This is a genomic window from Marinobacter sp. MA (assembly GCF_048298425.1).
Classification (GTDB): Bacteria; Pseudomonadota; Gammaproteobacteria; order Pseudomonadales; family Oleiphilaceae; genus Marinobacter; species Marinobacter salsuginis.
Genome location: NZ_CP103058.1, coordinates 1280542 through 1299572, shown reverse-complemented (window position 1 = coordinate 1299572; position 19031 = coordinate 1280542). Strand labels below are relative to the sequence as shown.

At 58.3% G+C, this 19031-nt stretch carries 20 protein-coding genes; 9 read left to right on the top strand and 11 right to left on the bottom strand.

Annotation, left to right across the window (positions count from 1 at the left end; all coding sequences use genetic code 11):
- Positions 1-223: 223 nt before the first annotated feature.
- The 5 genes from mmsB to NUW46_RS06110 all read right to left on the bottom strand — a co-directional run bounded on the left by mmsB (position 224) and on the right by NUW46_RS06110 (position 5839).
- Positions 224-1111 (bottom strand): 3-hydroxyisobutyrate dehydrogenase, encoded by an 888-nt coding sequence (mmsB, locus tag NUW46_RS06130; protein ID WP_418141644.1) that lies wholly within the window; start codon positions 1109-1111, stop codon positions 224-226.
- A gap of 27 nt (positions 1112-1138) precedes the next feature.
- The gene (locus tag NUW46_RS06125) at positions 1139-2209 is read right to left on the bottom strand and encodes an enoyl-CoA hydratase/isomerase family protein (protein WP_418141643.1); all 1071 of its coding nucleotides are present in this window, start codon (positions 2207-2209) and stop codon (positions 1139-1141) included.
- A 34-nt stretch (positions 2210-2243) separates the two neighbouring features.
- The gene (locus tag NUW46_RS06120; RefSeq protein ID WP_069184227.1) at positions 2244-3023 is read right to left on the bottom strand and encodes an enoyl-CoA hydratase; all 780 of its coding nucleotides are present in this window, start codon (positions 3021-3023) and stop codon (positions 2244-2246) included.
- 62 nt (positions 3024-3085) lie between these two features.
- Positions 3086-4252 carry an acyl-CoA dehydrogenase family protein gene (locus NUW46_RS06115; RefSeq protein WP_291909602.1) on the bottom strand — a complete coding sequence of 389 codons (1167 nt, stop codon included), beginning with the start codon at positions 4250-4252 and terminating at the stop codon, positions 3086-3088.
- Positions 4253-4345: 93 nt separating this feature from the next.
- On the bottom strand, positions 4346-5839 hold the full coding sequence (locus tag NUW46_RS06110) for a CoA-acylating methylmalonate-semialdehyde dehydrogenase (protein ID WP_418141642.1): 1494 nt from the start codon (positions 5837-5839) through the stop codon (positions 4346-4348).
- A gap of 161 nt (positions 5840-6000) precedes the next feature.
- On the opposite strand from NUW46_RS06110, the gene NUW46_RS06105 reads away from it, so the two are divergent.
- The 5 genes from NUW46_RS06105 (at position 6001) to NUW46_RS06085 (ending at position 9952) form a co-directional block, all read left to right on the top strand.
- Positions 6001-6876 carry an AraC family transcriptional regulator gene (locus NUW46_RS06105; protein WP_222466333.1) on the top strand — a complete coding sequence of 292 codons (876 nt, stop codon included), beginning with the start codon at positions 6001-6003 and terminating at the stop codon, positions 6874-6876.
- Positions 6877-6979: 103 nt separating this feature from the next.
- Entirely contained in the window at positions 6980-7408 is a 429-nt protein-coding gene (locus NUW46_RS06100; RefSeq protein WP_418141641.1) for an SRPBCC family protein, read from the top strand.
- Between the two features lie 147 nt (positions 7409-7555).
- Positions 7556-8356: an MBL fold metallo-hydrolase gene (locus NUW46_RS06095; RefSeq protein WP_418141640.1), complete on the top strand. Its 801-nt coding sequence runs from the start codon at positions 7556-7558 to the stop codon at positions 8354-8356.
- Between the two features lie 87 nt (positions 8357-8443).
- Positions 8444-9169 carry a YebC/PmpR family DNA-binding transcriptional regulator gene (locus tag NUW46_RS06090; protein WP_069184221.1) on the top strand — a complete coding sequence of 242 codons (726 nt, stop codon included), beginning with the start codon at positions 8444-8446 and terminating at the stop codon, positions 9167-9169.
- Between the two features lie 36 nt (positions 9170-9205).
- Positions 9206-9952 carry a glutamine amidotransferase gene (locus tag NUW46_RS06085; RefSeq protein ID WP_418141639.1) on the top strand — a complete coding sequence of 249 codons (747 nt, stop codon included), beginning with the start codon at positions 9206-9208 and terminating at the stop codon, positions 9950-9952.
- Positions 9953-9973: 21 nt separating this feature from the next.
- Here NUW46_RS06085 and NUW46_RS06080 read toward each other — a convergent pair whose 3' ends face one another.
- From NUW46_RS06080 to NUW46_RS06070, 3 genes are read right to left on the bottom strand one after another with little or no spacing between them, the layout of a single operon-like run.
- Positions 9974-10324: an FHA domain-containing protein gene (locus tag NUW46_RS06080; protein WP_069184220.1), complete on the bottom strand. Its 351-nt coding sequence runs from the start codon at positions 10322-10324 to the stop codon at positions 9974-9976.
- Positions 10325-10334: 10 nt separating this feature from the next.
- Positions 10335-11090, bottom strand: coding sequence for a protein phosphatase 2C domain-containing protein (locus NUW46_RS06075; RefSeq protein ID WP_418141638.1), 756 nt, complete (start codon positions 11088-11090; stop codon positions 10335-10337).
- The gene (locus NUW46_RS06070; RefSeq protein WP_418141637.1) at positions 11090-12739 is read right to left on the bottom strand and encodes a protein kinase domain-containing protein; all 1650 of its coding nucleotides are present in this window, start codon (positions 12737-12739) and stop codon (positions 11090-11092) included. The genes NUW46_RS06075 and NUW46_RS06070 overlap by 1 nt, the downstream gene beginning before the upstream one ends.
- 159 nt (positions 12740-12898) lie before the next feature.
- On the opposite strand from NUW46_RS06070, the gene NUW46_RS06065 reads away from it, so the two are divergent.
- The 4 genes from NUW46_RS06065 (at position 12899) to NUW46_RS06050 (ending at position 16950) form a co-directional block, all read left to right on the top strand.
- A complete protein-coding gene (locus NUW46_RS06065; protein WP_418141636.1) occupies positions 12899-14347 on the top strand; it encodes a phospholipase D family protein in 1449 nt (482 codons plus the stop codon).
- An 18-nt stretch (positions 14348-14365) separates the two neighbouring features.
- A complete protein-coding gene (locus tag NUW46_RS06060) occupies positions 14366-15430 on the top strand; it encodes a carboxysome shell carbonic anhydrase domain-containg protein (protein ID WP_136631630.1) in 1065 nt (354 codons plus the stop codon).
- Positions 15431-15537: 107 nt separating this feature from the next.
- Positions 15538-15939 (top strand): PA2779 family protein, encoded by a 402-nt coding sequence (locus NUW46_RS06055; protein WP_418141635.1) that lies wholly within the window; start codon positions 15538-15540, stop codon positions 15937-15939.
- 9 nt (positions 15940-15948) lie between these two features.
- On the top strand, positions 15949-16950 hold the full coding sequence (locus NUW46_RS06050) for a PA2778 family cysteine peptidase (protein WP_418141634.1): 1002 nt from the start codon (positions 15949-15951) through the stop codon (positions 16948-16950).
- Here NUW46_RS06050 and NUW46_RS06045 read toward each other — a convergent pair.
- The 3 genes from NUW46_RS06045 to NUW46_RS06035 all read right to left on the bottom strand — a co-directional run bounded on the left by NUW46_RS06045 (position 16947) and on the right by NUW46_RS06035 (position 19020).
- On the bottom strand, positions 16947-17486 hold the full coding sequence (locus NUW46_RS06045) for a class I SAM-dependent methyltransferase (RefSeq protein WP_418142015.1): 540 nt from the start codon (positions 17484-17486) through the stop codon (positions 16947-16949). The two genes, NUW46_RS06050 and NUW46_RS06045, sit on opposite strands and share 4 nt — an antisense overlap.
- Positions 17487-17589: 103 nt before the next feature.
- Positions 17590-18576 (bottom strand): CobW family GTP-binding protein, encoded by a 987-nt coding sequence (locus NUW46_RS06040; RefSeq protein ID WP_222466323.1) that lies wholly within the window; start codon positions 18574-18576, stop codon positions 17590-17592.
- Positions 18577-18624: 48 nt separating this feature from the next.
- Positions 18625-19020 (bottom strand): hypothetical protein, encoded by a 396-nt coding sequence (locus NUW46_RS06035; protein WP_069184212.1) that lies wholly within the window; start codon positions 19018-19020, stop codon positions 18625-18627.
- Positions 19021-19031: the final 11 nt, after the last annotated feature.

Here is a 19031-nt window from a genome sequence, read left to right as displayed (position 1 = left end):
GAAGTCATCAATCCTGATGTTTCTGCTACAGAAACTGCACTATCCCTGGCAGCTCTTCCATCGTAGCGGGTGAAACATTAACAGCGTCGTCGTGGTTATTCAACGAAAAGACCGAAGGTTAATCCCTTGCCTTTGGAAGATCGGGATTCGAACAACGCCACAGGCGCCCCTTAACTACAAGGTAGCGCCCGTCCGGCGTTTTGATCGTGTCCTTACCCAATCTTTATTCAGGCTTGTAAAGCCGCTGGATGCTGGAGAAATCCAGGCTGTCATTACCCTGCCCGGCGTGCAGCTGGAACAGGTTACGGGCCAGAGAGCCCATGGGAATAGAGGCCTGGTTCTTCACAGCGTTGTCGAAGGCCAAACCCAGATCCTTGGTCATCAGGTTCACCAGGAAACCGCCTTCGTAGTTACGGGACGCGGGTACACCTTCCATCACTCCCGGCCAGGGGTTGTAGACGTTCAACGCCCAGTTGCCACCGGAGCTCTGCTTCATGATTTCCGACAGCACCGCTGGATCCAGCCCGTTCTTCACGCCGAGCGCCAACGCCTCGCTGGTGCCAGACATCAGGATGGCCAACAGCATGTTGTTGCAAATCTTGGCCACCTGGCCAGAACCGTGATCACCGGCGTGGAAAATGTTCTTGCCCATGGCATCGAGAATCGGCTTGGCCTTGTTGTAGGCCTCTTCCGAACCGCCACAAATGAACGTCAGGGTACCGGCCTTGGCACCGCCAACGCCGCCAGAGACTGGCGCATCGAGGAATGGAATGTCCTTGGCGCGTGCCACTTCGGCAACGCCCCGGGCTGTTTCCGGTGCGATGGTGGAGGAGTCGATGACCAGGGTACCGGCCGGCAGGTTCGCCAACAGGCCATCATCGCCGAGGTAGACAGCTTCCACATGCTGGCCGGCCGGCAGCATGGTGATGACGCACTCTGCGCCGTTGGCTGCTTCGTGGGCGGTGTCTGCCGTTTTCGCGCCCTCGGATACCAAGGCGGCAACAGCGTCTTTGGACAGATCGAATACGGTGACCTCGTGGCCCGCTTTCACGAGGTTGCTGGCCATGGGGCCGCCCATATTACCGAGGCCGATGAAGGTAATTTTTGCCATGTCTTTTCTCCTTGTTCTTGTAATAGATCAGCTAAAAAAGTCGTCAATCCACGCACTATCCATTTCCGCAAGAGACGCATAGCGCCAGCGGGGCTGCTGATCCTTGTCGATCAGAAGCGCGCGGATACCTTCGGCGAATTCGCCCTTGGTGAGGCACTTGGTGGAAAGTACCAGTTCCTTGTCGAGCACCTCTTTCAGGCTGTCGTGTTTGCAACCGTGCAGGTGTCGCCAGACCAGAGCCAGAGATGTGGGTGACGCACTCGCCAGGGAGCGGGTTGCTTTTGCCACCCATCCGTCGCCTCCGGACAGTTCTTTCAACTGGCTAACCGTTGCTTCCAGGGAGTCCGCATCGGTTACCCGGTTGATCTCATCGAAATGCGCACGAACCGGTGATTCCGGCATGGCATCGATGCTCTCACGCTCGAATTGGCGGAGCACGCTGCCAACCACGGCGTGAGGATCCTCGCCCTGCCAGTCACGCTTGCAGAGTGCAGCAACAACATCGGCCTTCAGATCATGCCGGATGAAGCGATCTGCCAGCCCCGTGAAAACTGCATCGGCACCGTTGAGGCGGGCGCCGGTCAGCCCCAGAAACAGGCCTGTGCGGCCGGGGGTCCGGTTAAGGAACCAGCCGGCGGCGACATCGGGGTACAGGCCGATAGTGATCTCGGGCATGGCGAGTTTCGAGCCTTCGGTCACCACCCGGTGGGAAGCGCCCTCCATAATGCCCATGCCGCCACCCATCACGATGCCATGTCCCCAGCATACGATCGGTTTCTGGAAAGTATGGATCAGGTAATCCAGCTCATATTCCTCGTTGAAGAACGCCTCGCCCTCGCTTGCACCCTGCGGTTCAGTCATGCTGCGATACAGCGCGACGATGTCTCCACCGGCGCAGAACGCCTTGTCGCCTTCGGATTCCAACCAGACAGCCTGGATTGCGGGATCTTCCGCCCAGCGCTTCAGTTGTGGCGTCAGTAACCGGATCATCTCCAGAGAAAGCGAGTTCAGCGCCTTCGGCGTATTCAATCGGGCCACGGCGATCAGCGTGCCGTCGCCCGTTTTCCATTCTTCAAAGACAATGGGTTGATCACTCATAACAGGTCCTTGAGCCAGCCTTTTCCAGCCGGCTTCAGCGGTTTTTCCATTCCGGTTTGCGCTTGTCGAGAAATGCGTTTACGCCTTCTTTCTGGTCTTCGGTGGAGAACAGCTCGACAAACAGTTCCCGCTCCATGCGCCAGCCGTCGTCGTGGCTGCGGCCATCACGGGCGCTCATTACCAGGGTCTTACACCGGGCGGTAGACGACGGGCTCTGCTGGCACGCCATTTCCGCCAGCTCCAGCGCCTTATCAAGGCTCTGTCCGCTCGGCACCACTTCCTCAACCAGGCCGATCCGCAGTGCGGTATCAGCTTTTACCCTCTCACCGCACAGAATCATCCGCTTGGCCCAGCCCTCACCTACCAACCAGGGCAGGTTCTGGGTACCACCGGCGCAGGGTAGCAAGCCAACGCCGGCCTCGGGCAGCGCCATCTGGGCGTGCTCTTCGGCAATGCGGATGTCGCAAGCCATGGCGCATTCCAGGCCACCACCCATCGCATACCCGTTCACTGCAGCGATGGAGACACCCCGGAAGCGGCCCAGCGTGGAAAACGCCTCGCCGAACAACTGAGCCATCTCATTGGCCCGTGCCTTGTCGCCATCGGCGAAGGTTTTCAGATCGGCGCCGGCGGAATAGAACTTCTCGCCTTGCCCGGTCATCACCAGAGCAAAGATGTCCCGGTCTTCGTTCAGTTCATTGACGATTTTCGTCAGGGCAATCAGGGAATCCTTTGTCCAGGTGTTAGCCGGTGGATTATTGATAGTCAGTACCGCGATGTGTCCGCGTTTTTCGAGCTGAATCAGGTCACTCATTTCTTATTCCTCATCCTGAAAATGGGGCCAGACGAAATCGTCATCTGGCCCCATTTCTATGATTATTGAATTGCCTCAGCCACGCCGTCATCGAGTAGGCGACGGGCAACAATCAGACGCATGATTTCGTTGGTGCCTTCCAGAATCTGGTGCACTCGCAGGTCGCGCAGGTAACGCTCAAGCGGATATTCGCGAATGTAGCCATAGCCGCCGTGAAGCTGCAGCGCTTCGTTGACTACCTCGAAACAGGCATCGGTGGCGAAACGCTTCGCCATGGCACAGTGCAGTGTCGCTTCCGGATCGGCGTTGTCGAGCTTGAACGCGCCAAGGCGAACCATCTGCCGCGCGGCAACCAGATTGGTGGCCATGTCGGCCAGCTTGAACTGCAAGGCCTGAAAAGCCGCCAGCGGTTTGCCGAACTGTTCGCGCTCATGCATGTAGTTTCGGGCGCGGAGAAGAGCCGCCTGAGCACCGCCTAGGGAGCAGGTAGCAATGTTCAGCCGGCCGCCATCGAGGCCTTTCATGGCGATGGCAAACCCATCACCTTCGTCACCCACCCGGTTGCTGGCCGGAATGCGGACATTCTCGAGGCTGATCATCCGGGTCGGTTGACTGTGCCAGCCCATTTTTTCTTCGTTCTTGCCGTAGGAAATGCCATCGGCATCTGCGGGAATCACAAAGGTGGAAATGCCTTTATAACCGGAATCCGGCGCTCCGGTCCGCGCCATCAATACCAGAATATCAGTGGCACCGGCGCCGGAAATAAATACCTTGCTGCCGGTGATCACATAGCTGTCGCCATCCCGCACGGCCTTAGTGCGAAGGCTGGCCGCGTCTGAACCGGCACCCGGCTCGGTCAGGCAGTAGGAGGCGAGCCATTCGCCACTGGCGAGCTTAGGCACGATTTCCTGCTTGAGATCATCAGACGCAAAGCTGGCGACCATCCAGGTAGCCATATTGTGGATGGTGATAAACGCAGCGGTTGAAGGACACGCAGCGGCGAGTTCCTCCACGATAACCGACGTATCCAGACGGGAAAGGCCCATGCCGCCGAGTGCTTCGGGCGTGTACATACCCATGAAACCCATCTCTCCGGCTTCCTTCATCACATCGACCGGAAAGATATGCTCGTCATCCCACTTCGCCGCATGGGGAGCCATGGATTTTTCAGCGAACGCCCGAGCCGCTTCGCGAAACGCCAGCTGATCTTCGGTGAGGTTAAAGTCCATCGTTACGCTCCAGATAGAGAAGGCTTGGCATTGGGCAGGGAAAACAAGGGGCCGGAAACAGGTTCCGGCCCAAATACCCCACCTTCAACGCAATTAACGCAACTGGATAGAGAAGTTAGCTTCGTTGCTGGTTGCTTCACTGGAGAACCAGCGGGAGGTAACCGTCTTGGTCTCAGTGTAGAAGCGAACCGCCTGCTTGCCGTAGGCATGCTGGTCACCGTAGAAGGAACCTTTCCAGCCGGTGAACGAGAAGAACGGCAGGGGCACCGGAATGGGGATATTCACGCCCACCTGTCCTACATCGATTTCATGCTGGAAGCGACGTGCGGCACCGCCGGAGCTGGTAAAGATGGACACACCGTTGCCGTACGGGCTCTTGTTGACCAGTTCGATGGCATCACCGAGGGTGTCGGTTTCGACGCAGGACAGCACGGGGCCGAAGATCTCTTCGTTGTAGATGTCCATGTCGGTGGTTACACCGGAGAACAGCGTCGGACCAACCCAGTTGCCGTCCGGCAAACCATCTACTGTGCAACCACGGCCGTCCAGCAGGAGCTTGGCGCCCTGGGCTTCGCCAGTCGCAATAAGAGATTCAATGCGCTCCTTCGCCTTGGCGGAGATGATCGGGCCATAGCTGGCACCGGAGTCGTTCCACGCGCCGGGACGCACTTTAGCCATGGCTTCTTTCAGCTCGGGGATCCACTGCTGGGCTTCGCCCACGAAAACGGCGACGGAAATTGCCATGCAGCGCTGGCCGGCAGCACCTACTGAAGCACCAACCAGGGCATTGATCACCTGCTGCTTGTCAGCGTCCGGCAGGATCACCATATGGTTCTTGGCGCCGGCAAAGCTCTGTACACGCTTCATGTTGCGGGTGCCGGTTTCGTAAATGTAACGGCCGACTGGCACAGAACCTACAAAAGAAACGGCCTTGATGGCGGGATCAGTCAGCAGTACGTCAACCTGCTCCTTGCCACCGTGAACCACCTGCAAAACGCCCTTGGGCGCACCGGCTTCTTCAAACAGCTCTGCTAGGCGCATAGGCGTCAGCGGATCCTGTTCGGACGGCTTCAGGATAAAGGTGTTGCCGCAGGCAATGGCCATCGGGAACATCCACAGCGGAATCATGGCCGGGAAGTTGAACGGGGTTATACCCGCGCATACGCCCAGCGGCTGGATCCAGGAATGGGTATCCACTTCGCGGGCCACGTTTTCAACGGTTTCGCCCATCATCATGGAAGCGACGTTGGCCGCGTGCTCGACCACTTCAATACCACGCCAGACATCACCTTTGGCGTCATCAAAGGTCTTGCCGGTTTCCTGTGCCAGGATTTCGGCGATCTCATCATGATGCTCTTTCAGCAGCGCCTGGTAACGGAGCATAACCCGGGCGCGCTCAGAGACAGGCACTTCCTTCCAGGTCTTGAACATTTCGCCGGCGCTTTCGATGGCCTTGCGCATTTCCGCATCGGTGGTGCAAGGCGCCTTGGCAATCACTTCGTTGGTGGCGGGGTTGGTAACGTCGATCCATTCACTGGTTTGGCTATCGACGAACTCACCTGCGAGATACAGCGGTACATTTTTCATGTTGATGTCCCTGTTTGTTGTTGTGCGGGAAGCCGGCCAGAACCAAAGGGTTGCGGCCACGTTTAACCAAAGGCTAGCACGGGATCGACCAAGGGGTGATTGACTAAATTTCGCCCGTAATGGACTATCTTTCGATTAAGCCTAAAAACAAAAGACCTGAAATGACCCAAACCTCACAGTGGCCGGTGCCCAAAGACAGCATTCGCTACGTGGTGCCTGAACCAATCATCCGACTATTGGCGAGCCATCCGCTCACCCGGGACCTTTACCCGCTGGCGTTCGGCCACTATCGGCGCGCCGTGGGCCATCACATGCACCGGGAGCACCATCACGACAATCTTTTGATCTACTGCACCGAGGGCCGGGCGTTCCTGAACGTTGGCGGGGAGCCCTACACGGTAGAGGCTGGCGACCTTCTGCTTCTGCCGGCGGGCGCCAATCACCGTTACACTGCCGACCCTGACAATCCGTGGACCATTCACTGGGTGCACTACACCGGGCCTTTGGCCGAGGATTTCCGGAATTACATGGGGTTTGACGGACCGACCCGCATTCGACATCTGGGCCGGCAACCCCGGCTTCTGGTTGACTTCAACGGTCTGCTGTCGGTACGGCAGACCGGTTTCCGGGCCCGCGGCCTTATCCACGCGGCCAACCGGCTGCGGCAACTGTTAGCGGCGGTTCCGATCAACGCCGACGAGACCGGGCATGAACGGCAGGCCGAGCTGGAAACCATCCACAACTACATGCGGGAGCACCTGGATGAGCGTATCAGCCTGGAGCAATTGGCTGACCTTGCCGGCCTGTCCCCCGCCCATTTCGCCACCCGCTATCGGGAGCAGACCGGCACCTCCCCGATCCAGCACTTCCTGCACCTAAAGGTAGAGCGGGCTTGCCAGATGCTGGATACCAGCAGCCTGAGTTTTGCGGACATCAGCCGACGGCTGGGCTACGACGACGCCTACTATTTTTCACGGCTTTTCAAAAAGGTAATGGGCCAGTCGCCCCGGGACTACCGGCATACTGCGCGGCACTGAACGGTCAGACCGGGCCAGATTGAAACCTGCCGCTTTCTACGACTTTTGTTGTAGGAGCCAAGGGTTTAGGCTTGGTATATCAAACGACAAAAAGAGTGAGCTGATGGCCATGTACACCATAGAAATTGATGAAACCTTCGATGTACCGCGACGAAGGGTGTTTGCCCTGTTCGCCGACCACCACCGTTTTGGAAAACTGCTGGGTGCGCCCGTCAAACGCATCAAGGACAGCGACCAGGCCGACCCGAACGGGATTGGTTCCGTTCGCAAGATCGGCATTGGGCCGGTGGGCCTGGAAGAAACCGTGACCAACTTCGAGCCGGATTCACTGATCGAGTACACCATCACCAGCATCAGTCCGATCCGCAATCACCTTGGCCGTATCCGGTTCGAGGACACGCCTGAAGGTCATACCCGGGTGAACTACACCATCACCTTTGAAGACATCGTGCCGTTTACCGGCAAGGTGGTCAGCAGCGCCCTGGAACAGGGCATTCGCCGCGGGATCAAACGGGTGCCCCGGCTGGCCTGATGGTCGGCAACAACAAATCGTTACTTGAGGAATATCAGAGAATTGACCTGAGGCAATAGTTGGCTTTTGTCAATTTTGTAATCTCCGCGCAGCTTGCAATATCCGGCCATTCCGGCCGGACCATACTGTATTCAGCGGGAGACCGAAATGGCAGCCGAGCCGATTGTCCTGTTCGATAATGGACACCACAAATGCCTTATGTTCGATTCCCTGGTGACCGGCGAGGGCGTCCAGTCCAACCAGTTCCTCATTGTCGACGGAAAACACGAAGCGCTCATCGATCCGGGCGGTGACCTGACCTACACTCCCCTGTCGGTGGCCGCGTCTCGTTATATGAACATTCGCGATATGGACTACGTGTTCGCCTCTCACCAGGACCCGGACATCATTGGCGCCATCGACCGCTGGATTGTTCATACCCGCGCGAAAATCGTCACCTCGAAACTATGGGCACGGTTCCTTCCGCACCTGGTTTCCAGCTACGTGACCAATCAGCTCAGTGGCAGCGTGTACGACCGCATCGTCAGCATTCCGGATGCCGGTGCCAATGTGAAGTTTGGCGAGTCCTATTTGCAGTGCCTGCCAGCCCACTTCATGCATTCGGTAGGCAATCTTCAGTTTTACGATCCGGTCTCCAAGATCCTCTTCTCCGGCGACCTTGGAGCTTCGCTGGGTGGTGAGGACGATCATCTGCCAGTGAGAGACTTCGACAAGCACATACCGAGCATGATTGGCTTCCATCGGCGCTACATCGCCTCCCAGAAAGTCTGCAGGCTGTGGGCCAACATGGTCCGCGACATGGACGTTTCGATGATCGTGCCCCAGCATGGCAAACGCTTTGAAGGGCCAGTGATGGTTGATCGGTTCCTGAACTGGGTCAGCGACATCGAGTGCGGTATCGACCTGATGACACAGGATAACTATCGTCGACCGGTTGATTACGTCTAGGCCAGAACGGTTGCCAAATAAGCCTGTCCCAAACCGGCAATGTTGAGTAAAATCCGGCCTTTTCCAGAGAACCAAGAGGCAGCGCAGATGGGCAGAGCCTACCAGAACCGCAAAGAATCCATGGCCAAGACGGCTGCGGCAAAAACCAAGGTCTACAGCAAGTACGGCCGCGAGATTTACATGAGCGCCAAGTCCGGAGGCCCCGACCCCCAGGCCAACCTGTCCCTGCGCGGGTTGATCGAGCGGGCCAAGAAAGACCAGGTGCCCTCCCACGTGATCGAGAAAGCGATCGACAAAGCCAAGGGTGGCGCTGGCGAGGACTATTCCCCCGCTCGCTACGAAGGCTATGGACCGGGCAACTGCATGGTAATTGTCGACTGCCTGACCGATAACCCGAACCGCACCTTTGGCGATGTGCGTCTGGCCTTCACCAAAACCAAGTGCAAGATCGGAACGCCCGGTGCGGTGTCTCACATGTTCGACCACAGCGCTATCTTTGCGTTCAAGGGCGAGGATGAAGAGGCCGTTCTCGAAGCGCTGATGGAAGCGGATGTGGATGTCACCGACATCGAAAATGAAGACGGTCTGATCACCGTGTTCACGCCGAACACCGAATACGCCAAAGCCCGTCAGGCGCTGGTGGACGCCATTGAAGACATCGATTTTGAGGTGGATGAAATCCAGTTCTTGCCCAAAACCACCACGGTGGTGGAAGGTGATGATATCCCCCTGTTCGAGAAATTCCTGGACATGCTGAACGAGCTGGACGACGTACAGAACGTGTTCCACAATGCCGAGCTGCCAGACCAGTAAACAGCCCGGCCTCCGGCCATGCAGGAAGATAACACCATGCAGAAGAACGCTCCCGCAATCCGCAAAGCGCGAGTGGTGGTCCTGAAAACAGGAACCACCTACCCGGACCTTCGGGCAGAGTTTGGCGATTTTGACGAATGGTTCCTGCGAGGGCTTTCAAAGGAGCTGGAGATCACTGTAGCCAACGCCGAAGCTGGCGAACTGCCGGGCAATCCGGAGGACTGGGACGGCATTGTGGTGACAGGCTCGCCGGCCATGGTCAGCGACCGGGCTGAATGGAGCGAAAACGCGGGTCGTTGGCTCGCAAAGGCTGTGAAAAGTGAAGTTCCGGTACTGGGTGTCTGCTACGGCCACCAGTTGCTGGCCCACGCGCTGGGAGGTGAAGCGGGTTACCATCCGAATGGCCGGGAAACCGGCACCCACGAGGTTGAACTTCTCCCAGAAGCCGCCTCCGATGTCCTGTTCGGCGACCTCCCAAAGACATTCCCGGCACAGCTGACGCATCGGCAATCCGTACTGCGCCTGCCTGAAGGCGCGGTGCTGCTGGGGCGTAACCGGTTCGAGCCGCACCAGGCCTTCAGAATTGGCCCCTGCGCCTGGGGCGTGCAGTTCCATCCGGAGTTCACGGACGCCATTATGAGTGCCTACCTGAAAGTACAGGCGCCGGATCTGATCCGGGAGGGGCTGGATGCGGAGGCCCTGATCGCAGGCGTGAAGCCAGCGCCGGACGCATCCTCGTTGCTGCGCCGTTTCAGCCGTTTTGTCCAGGATCGGATCCGGTAAAACGGGTACCATCCGCTCCTGTCAGTCGAGAATGTAGGCGGTTTTTTCCAGTGCCTGCTCTTCTTCGTCGATAAAGCGGAACTCGTTCCAGCCAATGCGCACCATGTCGTTGCTGTTGAGGCGCTGCCGGTCAGCAACCCGTAGCTCATTCACGAAGGTGCCATTGGTGCTGTTGCTGTCGGTGATGTAGTAATCCACCGTTCCTTCCAGATAGGCGTTGGGCACCGCTTCTATCAGGGCGTGCTGACCGCTCACGGAAATTTCATCGATCTGGATATCATTGTCCGGGCGCCGACCGATGCGGGTTTCCGGTTGCCCGAGTTCAAAGGTGGTAACAACCACGTTATCCACCAGTTGCGAAAGCGAAGCCATGTCAGTTTCCTCAATACTCCAACGTCAGTAATACCACAGACACATTGTCGCCAGCCTCGTTTGCCAGGCCGGCATCAATCAGTGCCTGAACCGTGCGCTCCATGCCGCCACTTTCCTTTTGGATCTCAAGCCACCGGTATTCCGGGACCGAATCGGTTAACCCATCGGAACACAGCAGGAGCACATCGCCCTCTTCAAGGGTCTCACGCCGATAACTCGGATCCGCCTGCTCCACTGCTCCCACTGCCCTGGTCAGAACATTCCGAAATGGCACATTGGGCACATCCGCCGCGGTAATGCTGCCGTCTTCCAGCATGTTCTGGACCACGGTATCGTCCCGCGTCAGACACACCGCCTGACTGCTACGCAGGCTGTAACACCGGGAGTCTCCAACATGGGCAATGTGCGCCTGATCATCAATCACCCAGGCCACCACCAGTGTGGTGCCCATCTTTTCAAGTTTCGGGTCCCCGGAACGGCGGTTCACTATCCGCTCATTGGCCAGCGAGAAGGCCCGCTCCAGATGTTCCCGGATGGCACCATCGGTGCCGTCGAACGCGCCACCAGCAATGGCCGGCTCCAGGGATTCGATAACGGCATCAACTGCCAGACGGCTGGCGACCTCACCACCCTGATGCCCACCCATGCCGTCGGCAACCACCAGTAACGCCTGATCACCGGCATCATTGATCCGCCAGTCGACAACGTCCTGGTTCGACTCCCGCACGGCTCCCCGGTGACTCTGACCGGCAACGTGATAGCGCATCAGGACACCTCCTGGCCAGCTTCGCGAACGGCCAGACGACGCACAGCCTCTGCCATGGTTGCTGCGCTGGAGAAGCGCTTGTCCGGCTCGCGCTGGATGGCCTTGTTGATCAGACGGACCACGCCGTTTGGCAGGTCCGGGTTGAACTCGCGGACGCTGCGCGGGCGCTTGTTGAGAATCTGGTAGGTCAGGTTGGCCAGGGTGTCGCCCTGATAGGGCGTTTCGCCGCTCACCAGCTTGTAGAGGGTCACACCCAGACTATAGATATCAGAGGCTCCGGTGACCTTCTGGCCCTTCAACTGTTCCGGCGACATATACAGCGGGCTGCCCATGACCGCCCCGGTTCGCGTTCGGGAGTCATCGGAAATCTTGGCAATGCCGAAATCGGTGATCTTGATATCGCCAGAGTCGGGATTGAAGATAATATTTCCGGGCTTGATGTCGCGGTGGACGATTTTCTGGCTGTGGGCGTAGGCCAATGCGTCTGCCACTCGGGCAACGATATCCAACACCCTGGGCAGGGGCAGTAACCGGCCGGTTCTGCCAAATTCACTGAGCGGCCGCCCTTTCGCATAGTCCATGGCAATGTAGGCGAGGTCGGCCTCCTCTCCCACGTCATACACGGTAACGATAGCCGGGTGGCTCAGGCGGCCAGCGGCTTCCGCTTCCCGGAAGAATCGCTCCTTGAGATCCTGCAGCTGGCCATCATCAAACGCCTGGTAGCTGAGGGTCTTGATAGCAACGGTTCGGGCAATCTTCGGATCCTTGCCCAGATAGACCACACCCATGGCACCACGACCAATCTCCCGCTCGATTTCATAGCGCCCCAGGGTCGGGCGACTCACTGACGGTTCCGGCATCAACAGGGTGCGGGTGTTGTCGAAACTCCCTCCCTGCACCAACGAGTTATCCGGTGCGAGCTTCTCCAGTGCCGACAGCCTCGCGGCGGTGTCCCGAAAACCTTTTTTTCGTTCCTGAATACTGCGGTAGGTGCTGACCGCCTTGTCGTACTGGCGTTTGCGCTCTTGCTGGATGGCGACATCGTAGCGCAGCTCGATCTCGCTCTCACAGTCGGGGCAGCGATCCAGCGCTTCAAGGGCCTCGTCTGTATGGCCTTGCTGCAGAAACACCTTGGCCAGCTTCAGCCGCGCATCGCGCACATTGTCTGTCAGTGCACGGATGTGTTTCCGTGGCTGCAGCCAGAACAGCATCACCACATAACCAACCACCAGCAAAGTGAGCACAACGCCAAACGGAACCCAGGCGTTGTGGTAGAACATCAACGCGGCCTGGATCACCACGAGCGAGCCGCCAAGCAAAAGCGTGACAGGCAGAGAAACGGCTGCGCCCATCGCCGGAATGGCAAGCACCAGATACAGGGCCGCAATTGCCAGCCCTGCGGTCACTGCCATGTCGGACCAGAGTGGTTCCGAAAGGCCCCGATCAGCCATGGCCGGACCGAATGCCTCCTGCGGGACAATCGTGGACGGGTCAGAGCCGTCTGGCACGCCGAGAATGCTGAACAGTGCGCGGTCGGCCCAGCCAACGAGGGCAAGCTGGTCCCCCATCAGGGCAAACACAACAGCCAGAACGAGTATAACGGCCCGCAAACTGAACAGGCGCGGTATGAAAGAGAGTATGGCGTTCACAGGCAACTTTGTTATAAATGGTTGATCTGACTAGTTTAGGAAGCGTGACGGAACTTCGATACAACGGCCGGGGTGTTTTTTGTAAGTGTTTGTTTACCTGAGAGAGAGGTCACGTATAGTTATGCCGTCGTTTACCTCAGGGATGATGGAAATACACACATGACACTGAAGTTACTGATTCTCCTGCTGTTGCTCACCCTGGCCGGCATCGGCCTGTACCACACACAAAAGCCACTGCCACCGGGCATCAGCTATCGTGGAACCGCGGTGCCTTTGGAGGAACCCGTGCTGCTGACAGACGTCACCCGTCACTATCAGGACGGCCGGGAAGAGCGCGACCATGAAATCTTCGACGAGGTGTTCCGGCTTGTGGGACAGGCCAACGAGTTCATTCTCGTCGACATGTTTCTATTTAACAGCACCGCACCGAAGAATGTCGCCCACCGCCCTCTGGCACAACAACTGACCGAGGCACTGCTGGCCAGGAAGGCAGAAAAACCGGAGCTCTCCATCACAGTGATCTCCGATCCTTTGAACACCATGTACGGCGGCACTATCTCACCCTGGTTCGAGGCCCTGCGTAATGGTGGCATTCCAGTTGTGGAGACCGCGCTTCGTCCACTCAGAGACAGCAACCCGACCTGGTCTGCGATCTGGCGCCTGTGTTGCCAGTGGTTCGGAAACAACCCACGGGACGTCTGGCTGGACAACGCCCTGGGCACCAGGCCCGTTACCCTTCGAAGCTACCTCGCGCTACTGAACTTCAAGGCCAACCATCGCAAGGTTGTAGTTGCGGATGAGGCCGGTTCACTAAGAGCCATTGTTACTTCGGCCAACCCCCACGACGGCAGCAGCCGGCACAGCAACCTGGGGCTGAGTTTCAAGGGCCCGGCGGTGATTGATCTGCTTAAAAGCGAGCGTGCCGTGCTCGCCATGTCCGGCGCCGACACCCAACCGATCGATGAGCAAATCGGCCAGGTTTCCGAACCGACTGCGCCACCCGATGAACCTGCAACGCCCCGGGTGGCAGTGCTGACCGAATCAGCCATCCTGAATGAGGCTCTGGCGATGATTCGAAAGGCCTCAGCAGGCGACCGACTGGATATGGCCATGTTCTATCTTTCCCACCGCGATATCGTCGAAGCCCTGATAGATGCGGCAAAACGGAACGTGGCGCTGCGGGTCTTGCTTGATGCCAACAACGAGGCCTTCGGCCACCATAAGAGTGGCATTCCCAATCGACAGGTAGCCATGGAACTGGTTCGGGCAGGCGTTCCCGTCCGTTGGTGTAATACCCTGGGCGAGCAATGTCACAGTAAGCTTCTGATGCTAGACAAACAAAACGGCGCAACAGAGCTGTTGCTGGGATCGGCGAATTTTACCAGGCGCAATCTTGACGACCTGAATCTCGAAGCCGACGTCTGGGTGTCGGTGGCGGACCAGTCGCAGGTTGCCATCCGGGCCAGAGACTTTTTTAACCAACAATGGCAACAAGGGCCCGGGGACGATCCGGTAATGAGCCTGCCCTACGAGGACTGGGCCGATGAATCCAGGCTTCGCTACTGGCGCTATCGGATAATGGAGGCCACCGGCCTGTCGACCTTCTGAACATCACAGGACACAGCCATGACAACACCGGTACATGCACGCCCCATTTCGGAACGCATCGACTGGCTGATGGAACTCAGCCGGGCCCACTCGGCCAGCTTCTGCAGCCCGGAAAACCATCTGGCCAGGCAGCGTTACCTGGCGGAGCACAACACCCAGATCATTGCCATGAAGTGCATGGACGGCCGCATTCACCTGCCCTACGTGACCCAGACGCCCCTTGGGGTCATACACCCCTTCAGGAATCTCGGCGGCATCTTTGAGCTGGGCTGGCCCTATCTGGGCGACATGCTTGCGGACACGGTACAGCAGGCAGTCAGTCAGGGGCGCCGGGTGCTGATCATCATTACCTATCACTACTCAAAAGGTTTACGGGAACGGGGCTGCGCCGGCTTTGACTGCGACCGTGAGGCCGCCATGCGCCATGCGTTCCAGATCCGCAGCCAGGTGGAAAAACTGTTCGGGAACGGCCACCGCACGGTCTATCCCCTGGTATGTGGTTTCGAGAGTGACGAGGATGCGCTGGTTCTGCACGGTAGCCAGGAGCGAACGCTGGATCTGTCCACCATTCCCGTGTCGAGACTTGACGACATGGCCTCCGAAATCGCATCCCTTTGTCCGGATATGCCGGAACCGGTGCAACGCGATCTGCTGCCCCTGGTTGAGGGCAATATTCGACACGTCAACGAGATCCGCCAGTTTGACCGGGAGCTGAACATCGAGCACCGGGAATGGGTAATCTGCCTCGGCCGGGGATTCGATTTCCTGCACGCGCCGAACGTGGCCCTGATCATTGGCCCCTACAGTCCGGATCTATCTCACCCCATCCGCCAGGCGGCAGGGATTATCAAAAGCAATATGGACAGCGGCCGGATTCCCGACGATGGTTTCCTGCTGCTTTGCTCTGCGCCCTATCAGGAGCCGGGCACGCAGAAAGCCCGGGCGGAACTGAAATCGGCATTCCTGGCAGACTTCGGGGCCGAGGTTATCCGCCAGGCTTATCCTGAGCTGGCCACCAGGATGGTTACTCGCTCAGCGATCCTCCATTGGCCGGAGCGCAAGCTTGAAGTCCGGGGATCATGAACATTTTGTAGGTTGAGGGAACGCAACAGACTGATCTATCGTGAAAGTAGTGCAACATGACCCAACACATCAGCTACAGCGGAAGTAGCCAATAACAGGAGTGAATCATGTCAGGCATTCGCAAACACCTGAGGTACGTTTCCTTTTTCATGGCGATGATGATGGCGCTGGGCTCTGTCTGGTCGGCTACCGCTACTGCCGGCATGGTTGGAACCGGCGAGATGATCGGCCAACAACAGGTTCAACTGGATCGGCAAGAGCTTATCAGCATGCTCGACAGACAGGACGTTCAGGCCAAGCTGGCAGATCTCGGGGTCAGCCAGGACCAGGTCAAGGAACGCATCCAGAACCTCACGCCCGCGGAACTGGCGGAGTTCGAGCGTCAGCTTGCCGAAGCACCTGCAGGGCAGGATGTTGTCGGCATTATTGTGCTGTTCCTGCTGGTGTTCATCATCACCGATATGCTCTGCGCCACGAACATCTTCCCGTTCGTGAACTGCATCCGCTAGCAGCGGGCAGTGGCAGTCCTGTTCTCCAGACTCAAAGCCATTTCCGGCGTGCTGACCGTGTTTTTGACGGTCAGCCTGCTGGCTGGCTGTGCGAGCACGCCAGAGTGGCCGTCACCTAAAGACGACCAGCTCTCAAGGCCCGATCGGGTTACTCTGGACGATGTGCCTTTCTACCCGCAGGAGAAGTATCAGTGCGGCCCGGCGTCCCTGGCAATGATGCTCAATAGCCATGGACTTCAAACCGACCCCGACATCCTCAAAGAACTCGTCTACATCCCCGGTCGCGAAGGGTCCCTTCAGGTCGAGATGGTGGCCGCCGCGCGGGCGCACGGCATGCTGGTTTACCCGCTGGATGGAGAGCTCGAGAGCCTGCTGGTCGAAATCGACTCGGGCAACCCGGTGCTGGTGATGCAGAATCTGAGATTCGACTGGTGGCCCCAATGGCACTTTGCAGTTGTCATGGGCTACGACTCGGAGGAGCGAGACCTGATCCTCCATACCGATACCCGCAAGCGGGAGGCCATAGATCTGGAGGTTTTCAGCAACACCTGGGGGCGGGCGGACAACTGGGCCGTGACCATTCTGCCGCCGGACCGGGTGCCTGCGACCGCAAAACCACTTCGTTTTCTGCAATCCGCCCATGACCTTGAAACAACCGGGCGAACCACCGCCGCTGGCATCGCCTATGAGACGGCCGAAATCACCTGGCCAGACCAACCGACGGCCACCATGGCCAGAGGCAACCTGGCCTGGAAACTGGGCCGCCGGGATGAGGCAAGGGGCCATTTCCTGCGCGCGGCAACACGTTTTCCGGAGTTCGCCGAGGGCTGGAACAACCTTGCTTTCGCATTGCAGGAAAGCGGCTGTTCGGGGACAGCAAAGCAGGCTGCGCGGTGTGCTGCGTCTCTGGCACCGGATCGTTTTGGTCAGTCGGAATTGCTGAGCCATGACGATGCCAAATCCGCAGAACACTGTCCTGCACTACCGGAGTGCTCGCAAAAAAGGCCCTAGGCTGGCTTCCGGAACAGCGCCACATCCTTTCTCGGTATCTCCAGATGCCAACCAAACCGGTTGGCCAGCAGCTTGAAGGTGAATTCCCGGTAGAAAACCACATGGGTCGGGTCACGGCGATAGTGCCAGTTGTCGAACCGGTCATCGTCGGTCTGGAAGCAGGTCATCACCCCCAGCCAGCCACCAGGCCTGAGCATCCGGTCCAGATCCCTGAAGACGGCAGCCGGCGCATAGAGATGTTCGACCACCTCGGTGCAAGTGATGAAATCGTAGGCTTGATCGAGGACGGTCGTCGATGAATAAAAGTAGGGATCGTAGAGACTGACGTCCATGCCTTCCGCCTCAAGCATCTGCGCCAGAGCCGGGCCTGGACCACAGCCGAAATCCAGGCCGCTGGCGCCCGGTGGCAGTCGCTCAAGAAGAGGTTCCGTCAGTTTTGAGAGAAATTTCCGGTAACCCGCATCAGACGGGTCATTGTCATGGAGCTGATAGATGTCCCGTTCCTGCTCGGGCGATAGCCGGCAGGACGCATCCATCACCGTGGCCTGGCAGACATCGCATCGAAGGTAACGCTGGGTATTTACCACCCGGAACTTCAAGAGACTGCCCTGCTCACATACCGGACAAAGGCTCACTCGTTCACCTCGGATCCAGACCTGCGGCCGCCCGCATGCGGGCATCAAGTTCCCGGGCATCAATCTGATCAGACGCGATTATTTCCGCCCGGCTATAGGCCTGCGGTTCACCCTGAATGACGGTCAGAGCACCATCGACAACATTGATTGCCCGCCAGCCATCGACTGTGTGAACGACAGCCTTGAAGCGCACAAACGCCGAGTCCATGGCCATCACCAGCAACTCGTTCTCGTCCAGGATCAGTTCCGGATGAATCCGCCAGCCAACACTGAAGTGCCCCTGCCCCTGATTCGTAATCTGTTGCCAGGGCTCGTCATCAATAGCGGGGGCCGGCGATGCAGCCTTATGATGGTGGTGATGGTGAGCTTCCGGATCGGTCACCGGCAAAGCATCCGATTGGCCGTCCAGCCATCCCGGCGCAAGCTGTCCGAACCGCGTGTGGTGAATCGCCCGCTTGGCGGGTTCCAGTTGTGAGGCCCACTCATCAAAATGAGCCAGTTGCTCCGGCGTGCAAAGATCAGTCTTGTTGGCAACGAGAATATCTGCCGCAGCCACCTGATCCCGGAACTGCACATTGCCTAGCACTTTCGGCTCCTCGAGCCTGCGAGGGTCTACGAGGCAGATCACCGGGCCCATCGACAGCACATCCTGGTAGTGTTCGCTGGTCAGGGTGTCCAGAATCTGGGAGGGGTGCCCTAACCCGGTGGGCTCGATCAGCAGCCGATCCGGCTTGGCCTTGTGGATCAGCTGGTTGAGCCCGATCTGCATCGGCAGGCCGGCCACGCAGCACATGCAGCCACCGGGTATTTCCTTGATGAAGGCGCCCTCGGTTTGCAGCATGGCGCCATCAATGCCCACCTCGCCGAATTCGTTGACCAGAACGGCCCAGACCTCGTTTTCCGGTTTGTTTTTCAGCAAATCCAGAATGGCAGTGGTTTTACCGACACCGAGAAAACCAAGTATCAGACTGGTGGGAATAGGTTGAGCCATGGCGTCGGAGGCACTCCTTAAAGAATCGAAACGTTATATTGTAACACCTTATCCCCCGGGACGATCCTTCTTCAGGAACATCCCGACGGCCTTATCCGATAGCAGCGCATGCGCGAGAGCCGGATAGGGCAAATAGTGAACAAACAGGGTGGCAAGTGTGACCGCATCCATCCCGGCATCCAGGAACATCCAGGCGCCGAAAGCGACGAACAGGGCTCCAAGAAAGCCGCCATAAATCCATAGCGCCCGTGAGCGCTCCTCCGGCATTGGCAAACGCTCGAGGGTCCGGGCCACAGAGAAGCTCATGTAGACGGCAATCAGGGCCGCAATGACCAATGAAGCCAGCAACCCGGTAAATCCGATCAGATACCGGAACAGGTAGTTGGTCAGGAAGAACAGGGCAATGCAGGTAACGGCAACAATAGTGATGCGTGTCTTTTCCATGATGGTCTTTT

Excerpts from the sequence above, each read along its gene's own strand:
- NUW46_RS06035 (WP_069184212.1), bottom strand. The coding sequence starts at position 19,020 with ATGGAAAAGACACGCATCACTATTGTTGCCGTTACCTGCATTGCCCTG.
- NUW46_RS06120 (WP_069184227.1), bottom strand. The coding sequence starts at position 3,023 with ATGAGTGACCTGATTCAGCTCGAAAAACGCGGACACATCGCGGTACTG.
- NUW46_RS06055 (WP_418141635.1), top strand. The coding sequence starts at position 15,538 with ATGTCAGGCATTCGCAAACACCTGAGGTACGTTTCCTTTTTCATGGCG.
- NUW46_RS06075 (WP_418141638.1), bottom strand. The coding sequence starts at position 11,090 with ATGCGCTATCACGTTGCCGGTCAGAGTCACCGGGGAGCCGTGCGGGAG.
- NUW46_RS06040 (WP_222466323.1), bottom strand. The coding sequence starts at position 18,576 with ATGGCTCAACCTATTCCCACCAGTCTGATACTTGGTTTTCTCGGTGTC.
- NUW46_RS06110 (WP_418141642.1), bottom strand. The coding sequence starts at position 5,839 with ATGAAAAATGTACCGCTGTATCTCGCAGGTGAGTTCGTCGATAGCCAA.
- NUW46_RS06045 (WP_418142015.1), bottom strand. The coding sequence starts at position 17,486 with ATGGATGCGTCCTGCCGGCTATCGCCCGAGCAGGAACGGGACATCTAT.
- NUW46_RS06125 (WP_418141643.1), bottom strand. The coding sequence starts at position 2,209 with ATGAGTGATCAACCCATTGTCTTTGAAGAATGGAAAACGGGCGACGGC.
- NUW46_RS06080 (WP_069184220.1), bottom strand. The coding sequence starts at position 10,324 with ATGGCTTCGCTTTCGCAACTGGTGGATAACGTGGTTGTTACCACCTTT.
- NUW46_RS06060 (WP_136631630.1), top strand. The coding sequence starts at position 14,366 with ATGACAACACCGGTACATGCACGCCCCATTTCGGAACGCATCGACTGG.
- NUW46_RS06065 (WP_418141636.1), top strand. The coding sequence starts at position 12,899 with ATGACACTGAAGTTACTGATTCTCCTGCTGTTGCTCACCCTGGCCGGC.
- NUW46_RS06095 (WP_418141640.1), top strand. The coding sequence starts at position 7,556 with ATGGCAGCCGAGCCGATTGTCCTGTTCGATAATGGACACCACAAATGC.
- mmsB (WP_418141644.1), bottom strand. The coding sequence starts at position 1,111 with ATGGCAAAAATTACCTTCATCGGCCTCGGTAATATGGGCGGCCCCATG.
- NUW46_RS06090 (WP_069184221.1), top strand. The coding sequence starts at position 8,444 with ATGGGCAGAGCCTACCAGAACCGCAAAGAATCCATGGCCAAGACGGCT.
- NUW46_RS06115 (WP_291909602.1), bottom strand. The coding sequence starts at position 4,252 with ATGGACTTTAACCTCACCGAAGATCAGCTGGCGTTTCGCGAAGCGGCT.
- NUW46_RS06100 (WP_418141641.1), top strand. The coding sequence starts at position 6,980 with ATGGCCATGTACACCATAGAAATTGATGAAACCTTCGATGTACCGCGA.
- NUW46_RS06105 (WP_222466333.1), top strand. The coding sequence starts at position 6,001 with ATGACCCAAACCTCACAGTGGCCGGTGCCCAAAGACAGCATTCGCTAC.
- NUW46_RS06085 (WP_418141639.1), top strand. The coding sequence starts at position 9,206 with ATGCAGAAGAACGCTCCCGCAATCCGCAAAGCGCGAGTGGTGGTCCTG.